At 60.2% G+C, this 17,100-nt stretch carries 14 protein-coding genes and 2 pseudogenes; 7 read left to right on the top strand and 9 right to left on the bottom strand.

Translation table 11 applies throughout. The annotated features are described in order from the left end of the window. Positions 1–46: 46 nt before the first annotated feature. From E4K64_RS09630 to E4K64_RS09640, 3 genes are read right to left on the bottom strand one after another with little or no spacing between them, the layout of a single operon-like run. Complete coding sequence (locus E4K64_RS09630) at positions 47–2,065, bottom strand: preprotein translocase subunit SecA (protein WP_135163280.1); 2,019 nt, start codon at positions 2,063–2,065, stop codon at positions 47–49. A 10-nt stretch (positions 2,066–2,075) separates the two neighbouring features. Beyond that, positions 2,076–4,229: a zinc metalloprotease gene (locus E4K64_RS09635; RefSeq protein ID WP_135163281.1), complete on the bottom strand. Its 2,154-nt coding sequence runs from the start codon at positions 4,227–4,229 to the stop codon at positions 2,076–2,078. Between the two features lie 10 nt (positions 4,230–4,239). Next, positions 4,240–6,156 carry an efflux RND transporter periplasmic adaptor subunit gene (locus E4K64_RS09640; protein ID WP_135163282.1) on the bottom strand — a complete coding sequence of 639 codons (1,917 nt, stop codon included), beginning with the start codon at positions 6,154–6,156 and terminating at the stop codon, positions 4,240–4,242. 171 nt (positions 6,157–6,327) lie between these two features. Between E4K64_RS09640 and E4K64_RS09645 the strand changes: the two genes are divergently transcribed. From E4K64_RS09645 to E4K64_RS09665, 5 genes are all read left to right on the top strand, one after another. Continuing rightward, positions 6,328–7,275: an efflux RND transporter periplasmic adaptor subunit gene (locus E4K64_RS09645; RefSeq protein ID WP_135163283.1), complete on the top strand. Its 948-nt coding sequence runs from the start codon at positions 6,328–6,330 to the stop codon at positions 7,273–7,275. Positions 7,276–7,297: 22 nt separating this feature from the next. Further along, entirely contained in the window at positions 7,298–7,612 is a 315-nt protein-coding gene (locus E4K64_RS09650) for a hypothetical protein (RefSeq protein ID WP_135163284.1), read from the top strand. 700 nt (positions 7,613–8,312) lie between these two features. Next, entirely contained in the window at positions 8,313–8,927 is a 615-nt protein-coding gene (locus tag E4K64_RS09655) for a transglutaminase-like cysteine peptidase (protein WP_135163285.1), read from the top strand. 277 nt (positions 8,928–9,204) lie between these two features. Further along, positions 9,205–9,744 carry a GlgC family sugar phosphate nucleotidyltransferase gene (locus E4K64_RS42055; protein ID WP_488225966.1) on the top strand — a complete coding sequence of 180 codons (540 nt, stop codon included), beginning with the start codon at positions 9,205–9,207 and terminating at the stop codon, positions 9,742–9,744. A gap of 33 nt (positions 9,745–9,777) precedes the next feature. Further along, positions 9,778–10,896 (top strand): LbetaH domain-containing protein, encoded by a 1,119-nt coding sequence (locus tag E4K64_RS09665; protein ID WP_135163287.1) that lies wholly within the window; start codon positions 9,778–9,780, stop codon positions 10,894–10,896. 60 nt (positions 10,897–10,956) lie between these two features. On the opposite strand, the pseudogene E4K64_RS41875 reads toward E4K64_RS09665, so the two are convergent. Next, positions 10,957–11,143: pseudogene (locus E4K64_RS41875) on the bottom strand (hypothetical protein); the annotation flags it as partial. Positions 11,144–11,186: 43 nt separating this feature from the next. Then, on the bottom strand, positions 11,187–11,507 hold the full coding sequence (locus E4K64_RS09670) for an H-NS histone family protein (RefSeq protein ID WP_430642483.1): 321 nt from the start codon (positions 11,505–11,507) through the stop codon (positions 11,187–11,189). A gap of 927 nt (positions 11,508–12,434) precedes the next feature. Here E4K64_RS09670 and E4K64_RS09675 point away from each other — a divergent pair. Beyond that, the gene (locus tag E4K64_RS09675; protein ID WP_167771911.1) at positions 12,435–13,124 is read left to right on the top strand and encodes a LuxR C-terminal-related transcriptional regulator; all 690 of its coding nucleotides are present in this window, start codon (positions 12,435–12,437) and stop codon (positions 13,122–13,124) included. A 42-nt stretch (positions 13,125–13,166) separates the two neighbouring features. Here E4K64_RS09675 and E4K64_RS09680 read toward each other — a convergent pair whose 3' ends face one another. Continuing rightward, positions 13,167–13,418 carry a hypothetical protein gene (locus E4K64_RS09680; protein WP_135163289.1) on the bottom strand — a complete coding sequence of 84 codons (252 nt, stop codon included), beginning with the start codon at positions 13,416–13,418 and terminating at the stop codon, positions 13,167–13,169. A 220-nt stretch (positions 13,419–13,638) separates the two neighbouring features. On the opposite strand from E4K64_RS09680, the pseudogene E4K64_RS41880 reads away from it, so the two are divergent. Further along, a pseudogene (locus E4K64_RS41880) lies at positions 13,639–13,995 on the top strand (hypothetical protein); the annotation flags it as partial. A 780-nt stretch (positions 13,996–14,775) separates the two neighbouring features. Here the strand turns inward: E4K64_RS41880 and E4K64_RS09690 are convergent. The 3 genes from E4K64_RS09690 to E4K64_RS09700 form a co-directional block, all read right to left on the bottom strand. Continuing rightward, on the bottom strand, positions 14,776–15,567 hold the full coding sequence (locus E4K64_RS09690; protein ID WP_135163290.1) for a Crp/Fnr family transcriptional regulator: 792 nt from the start codon (positions 15,565–15,567) through the stop codon (positions 14,776–14,778). Then, complete coding sequence (locus E4K64_RS09695) at positions 15,564–15,920, bottom strand: SRPBCC domain-containing protein (protein ID WP_135163291.1); 357 nt, start codon at positions 15,918–15,920, stop codon at positions 15,564–15,566. The genes E4K64_RS09690 and E4K64_RS09695 overlap by 4 nt, the downstream gene beginning before the upstream one ends. A 100-nt stretch (positions 15,921–16,020) precedes the next feature. Next, complete coding sequence (locus E4K64_RS09700) at positions 16,021–17,052, bottom strand: LLM class flavin-dependent oxidoreductase (protein ID WP_135163292.1); 1,032 nt, start codon at positions 17,050–17,052, stop codon at positions 16,021–16,023. Positions 17,053–17,100: the final 48 nt, after the last annotated feature.

Here is a 17,100-nt window from a genome sequence, read left to right on the forward strand (position 1 = left end):
AGATATAATAATATTTGCGTGTGTGCTGCGGATGGGCGCGGGACCATCATTCAGTCCCGGTGAAGCTGAGAATCCTGTTGAAACGCAGATCTTCGGCGAGGGCGGTACGTCTGGCTCGCCCGTGAATGCGCTCGGCTGCGTGTTGGCCGTAGCTGCGCAATGCGCGTCCTAAAGCTCCTTGAATTGGCTGCGTTCGTTTCGATTGTTTGCCTAGTAACCGAAGAAGCTTCGGATTGATAAAGCGCCTGAAAAGCTCATCATCGAGCGCGACGATCGTTTCGTAGCTACCGGAATCACCCTGGCGGCCGGCGCGCCCAAAGAGTTGGCGGTCGATGCGGCGGGACTCGTGATATTCGGTCAGGATGACATGCAAGCCGCCGCGGCTCCGGACTGCAGGATGTAGTTGTATGTCGGTGCCGCGGCCGGCCATGTTGGTGGCGACCGTTATGCGGCCCGGTTGACCCGCGCCCGCAATGATCTCGGCCTCTGCGTGGTCCTGGCGCGCGTTGAGAACCACGGATTCGAGGCCCGATCTGCCAAGCAACTCCGAAATTTGCTCAGAGGCTTCAACCGAGCGGGTCCCGACGAGCACGGCGCGACCTTTGCGAACGATCTCGTGAACAGAAGCGACCACGGCGTCCCATTTGACGTTGGCCGTCGGGAACAAGCGTGTGCCGGAATTCGTTCGTCGCAAAGGCCGGTTTGTCGGGATGCGTACAACGCGGAGGCCGTAGATGCCGTACAGTTCACCTGCCGGCTCGATCGCCGTCCCGGTCATGCCGCAAAGGTGCACGTAGCGGCGAAAGAAGCGCTGATAGGTAATTTGTGCAAGGGTCGTGCGTTGCTCCGTGATGCTGCAATGTTCCTTGGCTTCGATAAGTTGGTGAATGCCGCCTTCCCACGAACGGTCTGGCATGATGCGCCCGGTGTACTCGTCGACGATCTGCACCTTGTCATCGGCGACGATATACTGAACGTCGCGTCGGTAGAGATGAAGGGCGGCAAGCGCGTGCTGCGCGAGTTCTTCGCGCGCACGTCGGATTGCCCATAGGCCTGTTAGTCCTGCAGCGAGCTGAGCGATCCGGCTTTCGCCGCGGCTGGTTAGCCGCACCGATTTCTCGTTTGCGCGCACATGAAAGTCGTCGCCGGGCACCAGGCGTTGAGCGAACTCAAGTGCGGTCTCGTGCAGGCTCCCGGCATTCTCAGGCTTTTCTTGCGTTCCGGAGAGGATCAGCGGCACGCGAGCCTCGTCAATCAGGACGCTGTCTGCCTCGTCTACGATCGCAAAATGCAGTCCGCGCAGAAGCGGTGTTTGATGGTGGCTGGCAAGTCTGCTTTTGAATATTGTATCGAGAGAAAGCCGAGAACGGGCACGGCGAGGGCCGAGCGTGAGCCGATCGCGGAGATAGTCGAACACAAGCTCCTTATTGGTACAATAGGTGACGTCGCTCGCGTAGGCTCTTTGCCGTTCCTGCCGCGACTGCCCGTGCTCGACGAGCCCGACGGTGAGATCAAGCGCGTTGTAGATTGGTGCGAGCTGTTCGGCGTCGCGGCGCGCGAGATAATCGTTGACCGTGATGATATGAACCGGACGTCCCATGAGTGCGGCGGTGATCGCCGGCAGCAGCGCCGTCAAAGTCTTGCCTTCACCGGTTTCCATTTCGGCGACTGCGCCTCCCATCATGGCGGCGCCGCCGAGCAATTGGACCGGAAAGAGACGCACTCCGACGTGACGACGCGCCGCCTCGCGCGCCAGCGCAAACGAACGCGCCATTTGATGCGAGTAGGGGGGAGTTGACAGTAATGATGCGCGCAGCTCCTCCGCGGTTTCGCGCAAGCGCCGGTCTGTCAGGACAGCGAACTGCGGTTCCAGATCACCGACCGACCGGACGAAGCGGCCGAGGCGGTCACGCGCGAGGGCCGGCTGCAGGAGAGGCAAGACCCGGCCCCAAGCGTCGAGGAGTGCAGCATCGAGTCCAATCTCTTGACGAGCGGCCTGCTCCGCATAGGGTGCATCTACTGCCACCGAGGCCAAACCGACGAAGTTTCGTTTGCGCGTGAGCATACGGATGCCTTCAGACCTGCAGCTGAGACAGCAGCAATTGTCGTAGACGACGCCAGATCTGCTGGCCCGGCGGCTCCCAATTGAAGTTGAAGCGGACGTAGGCGCGGCCACCGAACGCGGTGGCCGCCGGTGCAATTTCGGGCAGTACAAGATCGATCTGGAAGACACGTTGCAGCGTCTTTACGCCTTCGGGATCGCCGGGATCGACGGTGAAGGCGCCGCCGCCAGCGCCTCCCAAAGCTCTACTGGGGAGGACGTCACGGCCTGACGGTATTTCGCGAATGGACTCAACGCGCAATGTCTCATCTGGGCGCTCTGCGAGTCTGACTTCGGCGCTCTGCAGCCGATGACGAACGAGGTCGATGTCGTCCTGACGGATCGTTGCGCGCACGATGCGTGAGCCGGGAGTAAGTACGTAGCCGATTTGTTGCCCTTCGCGCAGGAACCGTCCGGGGAGATCTTGTGGCTTCATAACGGCAAAGGTGCCCTCGCTGCGGCTGTGCACGACGAGGCGCGCGGCGCGATCGGTCGCGGTCGCAAGTTCGGCGCGTGCCTGTCCTATTTCCGTCGAGGTGATCTCTGCGCTCGCGCGGTCGGTAAAGCGCTCGATGGCAAGCCTCGTCTCGAGTTCGGCGACGTGTGCGCGGAGAATTACGAGTTCGCCCTTGAGTGTCGAGTCTTCGCTTTCGACCAGCGCTTCCCCGACCGTGACGTTCATGCCGGGATGGACCAGCAGCGCGCGCGCGAAGCCATCGGTTCTCGCGCGCACGATTGCATTCTCCGGCAACCAGGCAACGCCTTCCGTCGTGGTGTAAGATGGGGCCGGAATTAGGAAAAGCATCAACCCGCCGGCCAGGATCATGCCGAAAGTCGCTGTTACTGCGCGGGCGCGATTGCGATGAAGCCTCGGGCTCGCGAGCACGAACCACAGTGCCTTGCCGATGGGCAGCGCAACACCGGTCAGCAGACTCCAGACCGCGATCAAGACGCCGAGGGCGAGATACTGCGAGGCGACGAACACGGCGATCGCGAGCATCACGAATTGGCGGTAAAGGAAAGCAGTCGGTGCATATAGAAGTAGCCAAATTCGTTCGCCAGTCGCGGCCACGAAATCCTTCGACCCGTCCGCGCGAAACACATGGCGATTGACGAGGTAGCCCCAGTACCGGGTAGCACGCTGCGCCAGGTTAGGGATTTCCAGCAGATCCGCGAGAATGTAGTAGCCGTCATATCGCAGGAGTGGATTGCCGTTGTATACCAGGGTCGAGACACCGGCGACGGCCAATGCGTCGAATGCGAGCGTGCGGACAAGTCCAGGCTCAACAGTAAGCCATACGTAGAGCGCGAGCGCCGCGAAGAACACTTCGACAATCATTCCGGCCGCGCCAACAAGCGCGCGCCTCCACTTGCTGCGGAATGCCGATGCGGCAGAGGCGTCGACATAGGGCAACGGGGCGAACACCAGGATCATGACTCCGAATTCGGGTATTGTTCCCCCGAACGCCGCGACCGCAAATCCGTGCCCAAATTCATGCAGCGTCTTGAGCAGGAGATACACCAGCGCGAGCGACAGAAGGTTATCGGTGGCTAGTATTCGGTCGGAGACGTCGGCTGTTAATTCCTGCCAGTTTTGTGCCGCGAACAGAGGCGCCGGCAACACCACCAGTAGCCACAGCACGGCACCCGGCAACCCGAACAACCATTCTGCAAGCGGCCGGGTACGTTCGAAAAACCTGACCGGATGCCAGAGCGGAATCCGCAGGGCCAGCGGGTAGAGCACGTTGCCGAGCCACCTGGATCGTTTGGCTTTCGCCGCACGTGCGACCAGCGCACTTGCATCCGGAGTCACTTCGGTTTGTAACAGGTCGAAAGCGCTGAGTTCGGCCAACAATTGGATGGCCTCGCTCTGGCTCGGCGCCTCCTCTGCAAGAGCGGATCCGACCTCGTGCCAAATCTGGTCAACCGTTCGCACGCCGTCCATCGCGGCCACGATCATGTAGCCGGCGGGCGACAAGCGGTGCATGCGGCCGGTCGCGTGATCCTGAACGACATACCATATGCAGCCGCGATACCGATGTCGGTAGATCGAGGTGTGGTCGTGAAGCTTCGGCCTGAGTTGCGCGACGCGATACCAGGACGAGCTCAGAAACGGGGCTGCGGTCATATCGCCCCTCTCATGGCAGGTACTTCCAAGCGGCAATGCGCAGCCAATCGATCACGGGATGCAGCCATATCCACGCAATCGAGCGTCGTCCCGAATTGATCTTTGCAACGCCTTCCATCCCGGGGCGCAGTGCCATGCCCGGTTCCGAGAGGCGGGCCTCGATCCGAAAAGCATTGCGTCCTTCCTCGGCGAGCGTAACCGGCGTGATCTTGCTCAGCGTCATCGGCACCGGTTCGCCGGGCCTGCCTGCGAGTGCGACGGTGCCGCTTTGTCCGACCGCCACGAAGCGAACGTCACGTTCGTCGATCTGAACGATCAAGCGGTAGGAATTGAGTGGCGCCACCTCGAACAGTGTTTTTCCCTTCTCAACGGGAGAGCCGAGCATCTGGCTCAGATCGCCCGAGACGACAATACCGTCGAATGGAGCGAGGATTCGGGTGCGCGCGAGCTTCTCTTCCGCGAGTGCCAACTGGGCTTCCGCTTGCCGGATCTGCGGTTCCAGTACCGCGAGGCCGTTGCGATTGTGCTTGGCGAGCGCCTCGCGATCGCGCTGAAGTAGCTTGTCGAGCTCGGCTCGCCGCTGCAACCGATCGAGAACAAGATCCCGGTCGTCAAGCAGGGCGAGAAGGTCGCCTTGGCGAACCGTGTCGCCAGCTCGAGCCGGAGCCGCTCGAACAAATCCGTCGAACGGAGCCACAGCTGCGCGCTGCACTTCGGCCTCAAGGACCGATTTCGCGGTGACGCGGTGCTCGCCTTTCGCAAAGGCCAAGATCAGCGCAAGCGCGATGGCACCGGCGACGCAGAGTTTGAGGGCCGGCCGCCGTGCGCCGAACAGCGCCGCGCATCCGTCGCCGATACCATCAACCACACGTCCGCCCAAGAGCCGGTTTGCGCGCAGCTGCAATCCGATCTGAGGTCCCAGCAGCGCCGCGATCCCTTCCACCAACTTCAGCTCGTCGTCCGAAAAGGGCTCGGCGCGGTGACGTTCGAACGTGAGAGCGCCGGTCGGTTTTCCATGGGGGCCGATCAGTATAGCTGACATCGTCGACGAGCCCGACGCCTTTGCTTCCTCCGCCAGCGCCCGGTGGGCGATGGCCACGACGCGTCTCATGCTTGGCAATGGCGGATAAGCGACGCATTCACGCTGCTCGATCGCCTCTTCCATTGCGCTCTCGATCGAATTGACGAGGCGGCTCTCGCGTTTGAAGCTGGACGAGAATGAAACCGCGCGCAGGCAGATTGTGCCATTGCGACCGACAACACCCAGCGATACGCGCTCGCACCGCAGGCGGGTTGCCAGCTCATTGACGACCGCGATTGCCATACCGCTCAGCCGCGGCTGCGCGTTCACCGTGATGAGGAGGTCGAGGCACGATGCGGCTCGCGTTACGTCAGACGAGAGATCCTTGGTATGTCTGGCCCAAGGCAGTGCCTCGAGCCAGCCCGCGCCCCAGCGCAATTGCTCAGCGACGATGGCCGGGGTAACCAGAGGCTTGGCGGCCGTCGTCGTCAATGCGATGGCCACAGCCGCAATCGGCTCGTTCGTAGTGCCCAGTGGCTGGGCGACTATCAGGGCCACCGGTTGTGCCGGCCTGGAATCGGGACCGACGCGACCGGGAGCAACGACCAAGCGACGCTCCTTGTAGGCAGTTTCGGCCAGGCGCATGAGATCGCTGGCATCGACATCCCGAGGCGGCCACGTCACGGATAGTGACGGCGCAGTTGAATCAACCCGCCGCATGAGCAACAGACCAGCTGACACGCCGGCAATACGGCTGCATTGCAGCGCCAACCAGGCCGAAACAAATGTCGCTTCGTTTCCCGCGTTCAGCAATCCCTGCCAGTGCGGCGACGTCGTCGCATCTGAGGGCACCCTCCGCAATTGTGGAGCGGGGCCGCCGCTTGCTGTCAAGTCGGGCTCAGACATTTGCTTTCCAAAGCAAGCGACCAATGACCAGTTGCTGCTGCCGGAAGGGGGTCGCCATCTTGTCAATCGCCTTAAAATATTTATTGTAGTTGTTATTTTAATCCCTATTAAGTCAAATTAATATAATATAAATGCTATGAGAGGAAAAGCGAAATTCGGTGGGAACCTCGCATGGTGCGTCCGATTGCGGAAATTGTCCGCAGAGCTCAGCGCATGAGCTGCATCCTGTTGTGCTTGTACGTGCCGACGGGGATCTTGCTAGCCCTTTCCGGTGCAAGGGCGGAGACCTTAGAAATCTCGGCGGAGAAGCGAGAATTCAATTGCGTGATCGAGCCGCAACAAACCGTTAAGCTGGCGAGCCCGGCGGTCGGCATGATCGCGCGCCTAGACGTTGACCGCGGCGACATCGTTCGGCAGGGCCAGATCATTGGCAAGATCGAAGATGGGGTCGAGGCCGCGACGCTGGCGCTGGCGCGGGCCCGCGCAACCAATGATGCCCCCGTTAAATCGGCCGAAGCTCGCGCACAGTTCCTGCATCAAAAACATGAGCGCCTGAGGGAGCTTCATACAAGGTCCGTCAGTCCACTCGCTTCACTCCAGGAAGTTGAAGCCGAGGTGCAGGTCGCCGAACAGCAGCTCAAGGAGGCGAAGCTTCACAAGGAGCTTGCTCGCCTGGAAGTCGCGCACGCCGAAGAGGTTCTGAATCAACGCGCGCTGCGTAGCCCGATCGACGGCGTGGTGGTCGAGCGCCTTCTCGTTCCGGGTGAATACCGAAATGACCAGAGCCCAGTGTTCACCCTCGCACAGATTGATCCGCTGAGGGTCGAAGTGTTCGTGCCCACCGCGTATTTTGGTCAAATCCGTACCGGCAGCAGAGCCAATGTGCGACCGGAACTGCCCATCGCCGGTCTCTATGCTGCCTCTGTCACCGTTGTCGATCGTGTCCTCGACGCTGCGAGCGGAACGTTCGGGGTGCGTCTGGCCCTGCCGAACCCGCGTTTGGCGCTACCTGGGGGAATTCGCTGCAAAGTCGAATTTGTCTTGGACGGTGACAATCCGGCGCTGATGGCTGGTGACGCGCCATCATCCTTTGAAAACGGCAAAATTTACAATCAATGATTAACAGAGGCGGGAGCTCGATATGACACTGAGTTCTACCGGAGACATTGAGTTCGTCGGCGAGGTCGAATGGGACGGTAAGGCCATCGCGGTTAGGGCAGTGACCCCATTTGGGCACGTATCCTGCCGTATCCCTCGTGAGACAATCCACGCGATTCCGATCTACTCGGACGCCCTCGAACGCGAGATCCGTTTGGAGCGGCGCCTGATTTTGGAACGGCTCGCCCCCGCCCTGCGCGCAAAAATATCCACTTCGGGAGCAGGCGAACTAGTGGATTTGTGGCCCTGGGAGATCAGCCGCGCACGCACCGGCCGTCGCGAGCCCATTACACGCTGATCAAGAGGCCGCTGGCAGACTGCCGGAAGGTGATCGAAAAGCAGCACCGTCATGACTGGTCAGTGGGCACAGTAGCGGAATTCGTTCGGCTGCCTTGACGAACAACCCACACCTAAAACTCGGCACAAGCGGACCTGAACGTCCAATCCCAGCGCTCGGATTGAATTCCGATTGGAAGACCTCACCGCAGGCTTTTGTCAGGCGTCACAACGCGCGAGAAGCAACGCCGACGAGTTCGACTCGCATCGCCGCCCCGCGCACGAAATTGGGCACGATTGCGGCGATTCCCCGACGCAAGAAATATGCCCGCTCAGTGCATCCATTCGCCTGGCGGCAAAGTCTTCGCTCCGATGTCGCCTGAACCTGAGACGACGAAGTTGGGCCCAGTAGGCGCGCCGCTTCGTTCGCCCGCACGATAACAGCGCGATGCTCGTGACACGAACGCTACTGCAGATGGCAACGGCAGGGCGGCGTAGGAGCAGCGTTCCCGGAAAGAACCAACCGCCGTTGACCCTGCTTGTCCCCTGGCAGGCAAAACGTTTTTTCGCCTGAGGCGGGATTATTTAATCCATTATTATTCGCTTGATCATTATATAATAATTAATATAATTAAATAGAAAAAATCATTAACCGCGCGGTCGCGTCCATGGCCGCTGCGGCGGGATCAGAACCCCAGTGGTGTTTGCAAGGGGATCGGCAGATGTATCGAGTCTCCGGCTCCATCTTGGTTTTGGCGGTCGTCATGACGGCCGGAAGTACTCCATGGGCGGGCGCAGGACGCCTGGCGATGCCCCCGATTCCTCAAGCAGCACCAGGGCGCATCAAACTCGGACCGCCCGCTCTTCCGCCTCTGACGTACACGATGTTCTGCCTGCGCTATGAGGCCGAATGCCGCTCCCGGCGGGGATTCCGGGGTGGTCCGGTCCGGTTGACCGACGAGCGGTGGGCGGATCTCTTGGAGGTTAATCGCGTGGTCAATCTGGCTATTGTGCCAGTGCCCAATGACCTCGGCTTGGCCGGCGAGGCGTGGAGCATCAATCCCGATCGCGGGGACTGCAATGACTACGCCGTAAGCAAGCGCCACGAACTCCTGCGGCGTGGCTGGCCGGCGCGGACCTTGCTACTGAGCGAGGTCATCGTCAGTTCCGGAGAGCATCATTTGGTGCTGCTCGTCCGCACCCAGAGCGGCGATCTCGTGCTCGACAATCTCGCTCCGGAGATCAAGCTCTGGTCGCGCGTCCCCTATCGTTGGCTTCGCGTACAAATGCCGAGCAGTCATCAGCTGTGGGCGACAATCGACGGCAAAGGAGCATGACGCCGCCTCGGCCAGCGTAACGCGAATTACCTTTCCTTCCATTGGCCAGTAAGCTGCTGAGAAAGGCGCCGAGGCTTTAGCGTGGGCTCGGGCGAGGGCCGCCGCAATGGCCCCGATCCGCTCACTGCACTGGTCCATGGGAGCACTCGCGCCTCGAAGCCCTTCGGATTATCTACTCTTCGGCAAATCGTGGTAGAGACGCTTAGTTCCAGACTTGCGAGCTTTGGCGGAAGGCCAGGAGACACCAATGCGGCCCAGTGACTTGTTTTGCTCTCCTATGGAGGAGGAATTCGAGAAATGGCTGTCGAGGTTTGCAACGCTTGAAGATCTATTTTCCTCTCGCGATCAGCTTTACGCCAAGCTCGGTCGGCAGCAGATTGACGGGACTATCGAAGACAAGGCCATTGTGTCAGGGCTCGTCTACTTGGGTCCGAATAGTCACGTCAAATCGGGAGCCGTTTTAAACGGCCCTCTAATAGTTGGCCCGGACTGCGTCGTTGAATGTGGGGCGAGAATTTTTGGCAGATCGTTCATTGGGACAGGATCACAGCTTCGAGCCGGGTCATTCGTTGCTAACAGCATACTCATGAACCGCTGTATCATTTCTGAGAACTCCGTTTTGCAGAACTGCGTTCTGGGGTCTGACGTATTGGTCAGAGCAGGGTGTCTCGTGGGAGATGCAGCAGCTCAAGCACCAGATCTGGTGGCATTCGTCGGCGACGGAGCTCAATTAGGTCTTGGGGCTATAATTTGCCCAGGCTCGATTGTGGCTTCATCTGACAAAGTCGCGGCGGGATCAGTCGTTCGCAGTTCCTAAGACATCCAATGTAATGAGCCAGGTACGCTACAAATGAAGAAGCTTTCGCTCGTCGACAGACTTGAGCTCCTTGCTGAGAAGGGCGTGGATCTCGTTGATCCCCGCCAAATATTCATCGACGATCAAGTTCAACTTGATCGCATCTTTCCGGGATCTGTACTTTTCCCGGGGGTCCGCTTGCTCGGGTCTGGGACCGTTGTTGCTCCTGGCGCAAAGCTGGGGAGCGAGGGACCAGCAACCGTTGTGAACTCGATCGTTGGAGAAGGCGCGGAAATCGCCAGCGGATTCGTCACCGACTCGGTGCTTCTTTCCAAAGCTAGAATAGGACCGAATGGGCACATTCGCGGAGGTACTCTTCTTGAAGAGGAAGCTTCGACTGCTCATGCGGTCGGCCTTAAGCACACGATCCTGACGAGCTTCGTAACTCTGGGTTCGCTCATTAATTGTTGCGACTGCTTTATCTCAGGGGGGCGTTCAAGGTCCAATCACACGGAAGTCGGTAGTGGGTTCATTCATTTCAATTTCACCCCGTGGGGAGAAGCCGGTGACAAGGCAACTCCCTCGCTGGTTGGAGACGTTCCTCAAGGGGTCTTTCTCAGGCAGGAGCGAATCTTTATAGGTGGCATCAGTGGGATGGTAGGCCCTAACCGGATAGGCTACGGCACCTTCACTGTGGCCGGGCAAGTCATACGTTCGGATGTTGGAGCCGGACGAATCCATGCCGAAAAGCTGCGCGAGATCGACGCTCCTTGGACCTTCGAAGCAAGAGGGCTCTCTGGTCCAAGAGTCGAACGAAACCTGGAATACGTCGGCCAACTAGCGGCCCTTCGTTCTTGGTATGTTTCGGTACGAAAGGCACGCTTAACTAGCGAGCAGAGACAGTCTCATTTAGGGATGACGATGGATGCAGCGATCCATCTCATTGACAGCGGGATGTCGGAGCGGTGGTTCAGGCTTGCTCAATTTCTTGGAGTCAGCGCTCTGCCTGCCATGCAGCTCCCCTCAATTGCATGCCCTTTGGCAATAGAGCCAAGCTCCATGAGCCATGTGGAGTGGCTACGGACGCTTCCTGACGATGCAGTTGATGCCGGGACAGATTGGTTGCAAACCATCGTGCAAGAGTTTGTCGGAAAGAATCAAATCAGGAGTTAGAATACGCGAAGGTTATTTTGAGACTTTTCAAACTCATTGTACTCGCGACAGGGGGCACACTCACCTTTTGTAGAAGCCTTCGATGAAGGCGAAGATGTCGCGCTGGGCCTCGGCACGGGTTCGGTACCGGCGGTGATGAACGAGTTCGGTCGACCCGCATGTGGTTGCGCATCGCCCAACCGACGATCTTGCGGTTGAAAAGATCCATGACGGCGGCCAGGTACAACCAGCCCTCCGCGTGGGGCAGACTACGGGATCGTCGCGGCGCACTACGATAGCGCGGTCGGCGCTCAGCCGGTCCTGCGGCGCCTTTGTGCGGACGAGCGATCGATCAGGAGATCGTTTAGCTTCTTACCGGCTCGAAGCTGAGCTTTCAGCCATCGGGGCTGCTTACCGCGACCGGACCAAGTTTCGGACGGATTCTTCGGGTTCTGGTATTTCGGCAACACTGGGGGGTAGGGGCGGCGCGGACGTTCCTCGTCCCGGGTTGCAGCGGCCCTCCCCTCAATCTTGCGAAGCCGCTCTTCGAGCTTGGCCTTTTCCGCGGTCATCCTGCGACCAAGAACAGTCGTGACCTCATCGTAGAGTCGCCACAGCTCAGCTGTGGACATGGATGCCCAATCCTCATTCTCCATGGAAGCCGTCCCCACCTAGCTCCGAACCGAAACCGGAGGGGGATTATCAGGTCAAGCCGGGGTCCGGCAAGCGCGATCCACTCGCGCGCCCGTGCCGGCGGGGAACGTGGTGATCGGAGTTACCGGGTGGGCCCGTGCCTTCGAGCGAGGGGGCACCTCCCAAGCGCCCGCCGCCCGTGGGCTCGTCGCCTGGGTGCAAGCAACCGCTGCTCGGCCTTAAACACACGACTACGCAAGTTCTGCAATTCAGTGAATTGAATGATGAGAGCTTGATGAGTTTGACGCAAAACAGCCGAAGAATACATGTGACCACCTACTCATTACCAACGATGCCCCTGCTGACGCGCTCATTGAAGTTGCTGAATTGACGAAGATGCAGCTCCAACTTGGGCGACCGGCTTTCTTTCATCGGTGCTAGACTGGCTGCGGTCAGACGCAGCCATTGTCGTGGTTAGTGTCCATCGTCGCCCTGATGAATAGTATTACTTTTCCCCCTTTCAGAAGCGCGGGGTCTTCGATGGCCTCGCTTTCGCCGAAACTTCGTCAAATGTTAGATTTGAATCGTGAAGGTCCCAATATATCATTCGTAATAACTGTGCCGGCGAGGTTAATTGGATGTTAGCCATAATACCGGGGTGCCAATCGGCGCGCCGACATTTGCTGAGGGAATCTCTCCCATTTCGCCAGAGTTGTCCAAGATGCGGTCCTTTCGTCAAGAATCGGCAGACCTGAATTTGCGAGCCGCACCGCATTCTTACGGTGCTGCGCGCATTTGTCGCCCAAGCTACGGTAGCGACCATCGACGGTGCCGGGCGGTCCGGGCTGGTTATCCTCGCGTGCTAGAAAAGGGCTTGTTGGACTAAACGGCTGCACAGGGGGTTGTTAGCAATAGGCAGGGGCAGCATGCGCCGCATCAGAATTGTCATCGCGGATCGACACCCGATCGTCTTGCAGGGCATCAGGAGCGTTCTTGCGATGCAGCGTGATTTTACGGTCGTTGCGTCTTGCAACGACGGAGCAAGCTGCATTGAGGCCATCCGATTTCTTGCGCCGGACATTGCGCTTGTCGATCCTACGCTGCCGGACCTTAGTCGAGAGCAGATCCTCGGGCCAGCAAAGGCTGCAAGCCCGGGTGCGCCGATAATCTTCTTTGCCGGTACTACGGGCGACCATGAGTTGCAAAGTCTGGCCTTGGATGGCGGCTGTATCCTCCTGCCAAGAGACGCGCATCCGGAGCTGCTGGTCGAGACCCTTCGGAAGGCTGCGCAGGGCCAAGCTGTAATCTCGCCGATCACCGAGCAGGTCAGCGAGGAGCTCCGCGCCGATGACGAGCCTCTGACGCAACTCACGGACCGGGAGCGTCAGATCGTGCAGCTCGTCTCGGAAGGTCTATCGAATAAAGCGATCGGCCGTCGGTTGAATCTTGCCGACGGTACGATCAAGGTCCACCTCCATCACATTTTCCAGAAGCTGGACATCAGCAATCGCACAGTTCTCGCGGCAATAGCGCTTTCTCGAAACGAGCTGCAGGCAGCGCCACGTGAGCCGAACCCTCTTGATCTGCTGCATCAGGATCCGGTCGGCGTGAAATGACGAGGACGTCCGGCGTCTTCCGAAGCGTGCACCAGGAGCGGGCTATGGCGGTGCCAGATGCTCAATTGTGTTGCGGCAGGCCCCTTCGGCCTCGGCTAACGTTTGAAAGGGCGAGCCGGCAATCTTGATTGCGGCTTGGTTTTCGTGGAGCGGGCGCCAGCTGGCCAAGTAGCCGGAGCGGCCGTGAAAGCCCGGACCTTCGGGGCTTTCGAAACTGATCACAAACGAGAAGCCGTCGCTGCTCGCGCTCCAGATCTCCATGCCCCCAAGGGGCCGATGGAATTGCAGGGGCATCGCAATGATCCATTGTAGTCGAGCCTGTGCTCGATCGCATTAAATGCAATTTAAACACATTAATTGGCCAGAGCAACCCGAAATCGCGCGCGAGCGACAGGAATGCGTCGGGAATTGAAGGGGTTGGCACGGAGGTCGCCGACGGTCTGCCAGCGGCGCACGTTCGGCAACGCCATTCAGCAAAGAAATTCTTGGTTGAAAAGTTATTTAAAACATAATAATGTGGATTGAATTTTTAAATCAAGGAGTGGGTATTGTGACCCGAGACGGCAACGAAGATGATGACCGGCGGGCGTTTTTGAAGACCTGCGGAAGATTTGCGGCGGTGACACCCCCAGTGATGACCCTGCTTCTATCCACGTCCCTGACCTCAAGTGCCATCGCAAGTTCGGGCGGCCTGCAGAGGGTGGGGCAGGACGACAGGGGGCGGTCGTTCTTCGATAATGATCGGGAGGCCGCGGCAGGGCCGGGGCGCTCCAGCGGCAGGTCATCAGGAGGTGGGGGGTCATCAGGAGGTGGGGGGGCACCTGGCGGTCCTTCTGCTGGATCATCTCGCGCCGCAGCGAGATCCGGCGGTGGTGGCGGATCCGGTGGCGGCGGATCCGGTGGTGGCGGAGGCGGTGCAAAAGGGCCCTTCGCAACCGGCGGCAGCTCTGGAATTCCGAGCGCAGATGGTGGGGTCGATTGCGCAGACGAAGAGAACGAGGAAAGGCGCAAGGTCGACTGCCCCGGAGCTGGTACTCGGATTTCCAGCGCGACCGAATCGGGCCGGTAGGAGCCGTCTCAGCAGTGCGTGAGTCCTTGAGTCCCACCGCCGCAGCTTTTGCGAGCGCAACATGCCAAATGTTAGTGCGCTTGTCCCAGAATTGCATATTTTTCCCGACTCGCGAGAGTGAGCCAGTTCTTCCGAAGAGCTCGATCAGGAGGCGCGTCATGAATAGCCCCGTTCAAGCCGGCGATTCCAGGGCTCTGCTTCAACAGCGTCTCGAAGCGCTTGTCTCCCAACTCGCGGAGCTTGAGAAGCTCAGAGAGTGGGTAACTCGAGAGGAGAATCGTCAGCGCGAGCTGCGCAAGGCGAGCAGGTCGCGCAGCACAGCTCGGACCGCGAGCGGTCGTCGCAGCTTCGCAGAAGCAAAGCTCGTGTCTGCGCTGCTTGGTCCCAATAGGTCCGGTCGTTGTAACGAGCGTCGCAAGGCGATTGAATGAGGGATGTTGATGTCTTAGTTTGGCTTCGGCCGGGAGCCCCAGCTCCAAAGCAGCAAAGTTCTTGAGCTCGCTTGCGCGCAGGATTGGGCGACCGTAACGACGGGCGCTTGCGAACGTTTTGCGGGACTGCGTTCGCGAAAACAAGCCGGCTCTACGAGCATGTGCCGGCTCTTCGGCTGCCAGGCAAGTGGGAGGCGCCCCGCGCCGGCGCCCCATGAGCCAGGCCAATTGCGCCCCGTGAAACTATCCGATCAATTTCGCGGTTCATGATCTGGTAGCATTCGCATGCCAACGCTTCGAGCCGCGGCCGATCAATCTCGAGCTGGCCGCGCCGATTGGATTTCAGCGCTCTTGATGCGCGCATTGTGCTCACGACATGTGTGACTGTGGTGCGGCGGACGCCCAGCAATTCCGACAATGTTTCCTGGGTCAGCGGGAGCAGATCGCCGCCATTCGCTCGATCGTGAATGTGAAGCAGCCAGCGCGCCAGACGGGCTTCGACGGAATGCAGTGCATTGCAGGCCGCCACCTGCTGGAGTTGCGCTAACAACGACATCGTGAAGACCTGCACCATGGATGCGATTGCAGGGCTGCGGTGTTGCGCTGCCAGAAATTGCGCGCGAGAGATCTGCAGCGCGGTCCCTGGTATGCGAACGACCGCCGTCGTGGGCGAGACGGACGCGCCTAACGATGACGTCAAACCCACAGCCCCCTCGTGCCCGATTATCGCCGTGGCAACTGTTTGCCCGTTCGGCAGCTCCGTGATATCGGCGATCGCGCCCCTGAGCGGGAAGAAGAGGTGTTCGATCCGATCGCCTGATCGGACGAGCACGGAATCGCGTTCGATCACGACTTTCCGCAGATGAGGCGCAAGCAAAGCAAAATCCGCTGGCGGCAACGCCGCTAACAAAAGGTTACCGACTCTGGTTGCGTGGTCCATCATGGGATTGTCTCCCGACGGATGCTCGGCACCAGAACTGACGCCGGCGTGTCGAACTGCTCTGCAGGGGCCAGCTCAACAGCAAGCCAACCGACCACCACAGATATGGTTCCGATAGTCCATGCGAGCAAGGGTGGCGCGACAAGCCTGGTCGGCGGCTCCCAGGCGAGAACGCTGCCCCCGTTGCACGTGCTGCCGTCTTCGCCGCGTTCGAACCAGAGCCCGCCGACGCGCGGCTCCATGACCGCGTCGACGGCGCCGACCTTGCCGATCTTGTAGTGCGCGAGCAGCCACCAGCTTCCCAACGGTTCGGTGAAGACGCGCCAGGCCACCGCGGGCGGCGCCTGCACGGTCATGACCTTCCGGACGCTGTAGGGATCGCATCCTCCTTCAGGACCCGGCGTGGTGTCCGGCGAAGCCCGTAGGGCGAAGACGGACTGAAGCGATCGCTCGCAGCTACCCCATCATCTCCCTGACCATCGGCACCACCGTCCGCCCATAAAGCTCGATGCTCTTCATCAGCTTCTCGTGCGGCAGGGAGCCTGCCGAATACTTCAACTGAAACCGCGAAATGCGAAGCGCCTTCGCCGTCTTGGCGATCTTGCGTGCGACGGTCTCGGGCGAGCCGACATAGAGCGAGCCGTGCTCGGCCTCATGGACGAACTCGTCGCGGCCCATCGGCGGCCAGCCGCGCTCCTTGCCGATGCGGTCGCGCATGGCCTTGTAGTCGGGCCATAGCTGCTCGCGCGCCTCTTCATCGGTCTCGGCGACATAGCCGGGCGAGTGTACGCCGATCGGCTGCGCAGGTCGGCCAAACTCCTTGTAGGCGCGGTGATAGAGATCAACGTAAGGCGCAAAGCGCGCGGGATCGCCGCCGATGATCGCGAGCATCAAAGGCAGGTCGTAATGCGCGGCGCGCACCACCGATTGCGGGCTGCCGCCGACACCGATCCAGGTTTTCAGCCGGTCGTGCTCGACCGGCGGATAGACCAGCTGGTCCCGCAGCGGCGGCCGCAGCTTGCCGTCCCAGCTCACCGGCTTCTGCGACAATAGCGCGGCGAACAGGTCAAGCTTCTCCTCAAACAGCTCTTCGTATTTGCGCAGGTCGAAGCCGAACAGCGGAAAGGATTCGGTGAACGAACCGCGGCCGAGGATCACCTCGGCGCGCCCGTTCGAGAGCGCATCGAGCGTCGCAAAGCGCTGGAACACGCGGATCGGATCGTCCGAAGACAGCACCGTCACGGCCGAGCCGAGATGGATGCGCCTGGTGCGCGATGCGATCGCCGCGAGCACGGTCTCCGGCGAGGAGATCGCGAAATCGGCGCGGTGATGCTCGCCAAGGCCGATGAAGTCGAGGTTGAGCTCGTCGGCCAGCACCGCTTCGTCGACGACGTTGCGGATCACCTGCGCGTGCGAAAGCGTGGTGCCGGAGGCGTCCTTGGTGACGTCGCCAAAGGTGTCCAGTCCGAATTGGAGCGGTACGGTCATCGATCAGGGTCTCTGTGGGAGGACGGGGCAGACTTAATGGACCGCGGC

The sequence above is a fragment of the Bradyrhizobium frederickii genome, assembly GCF_004570865.1.
In the GTDB taxonomy this organism is placed as follows: domain Bacteria; phylum Pseudomonadota; class Alphaproteobacteria; order Rhizobiales; family Xanthobacteraceae; genus Bradyrhizobium; species Bradyrhizobium frederickii.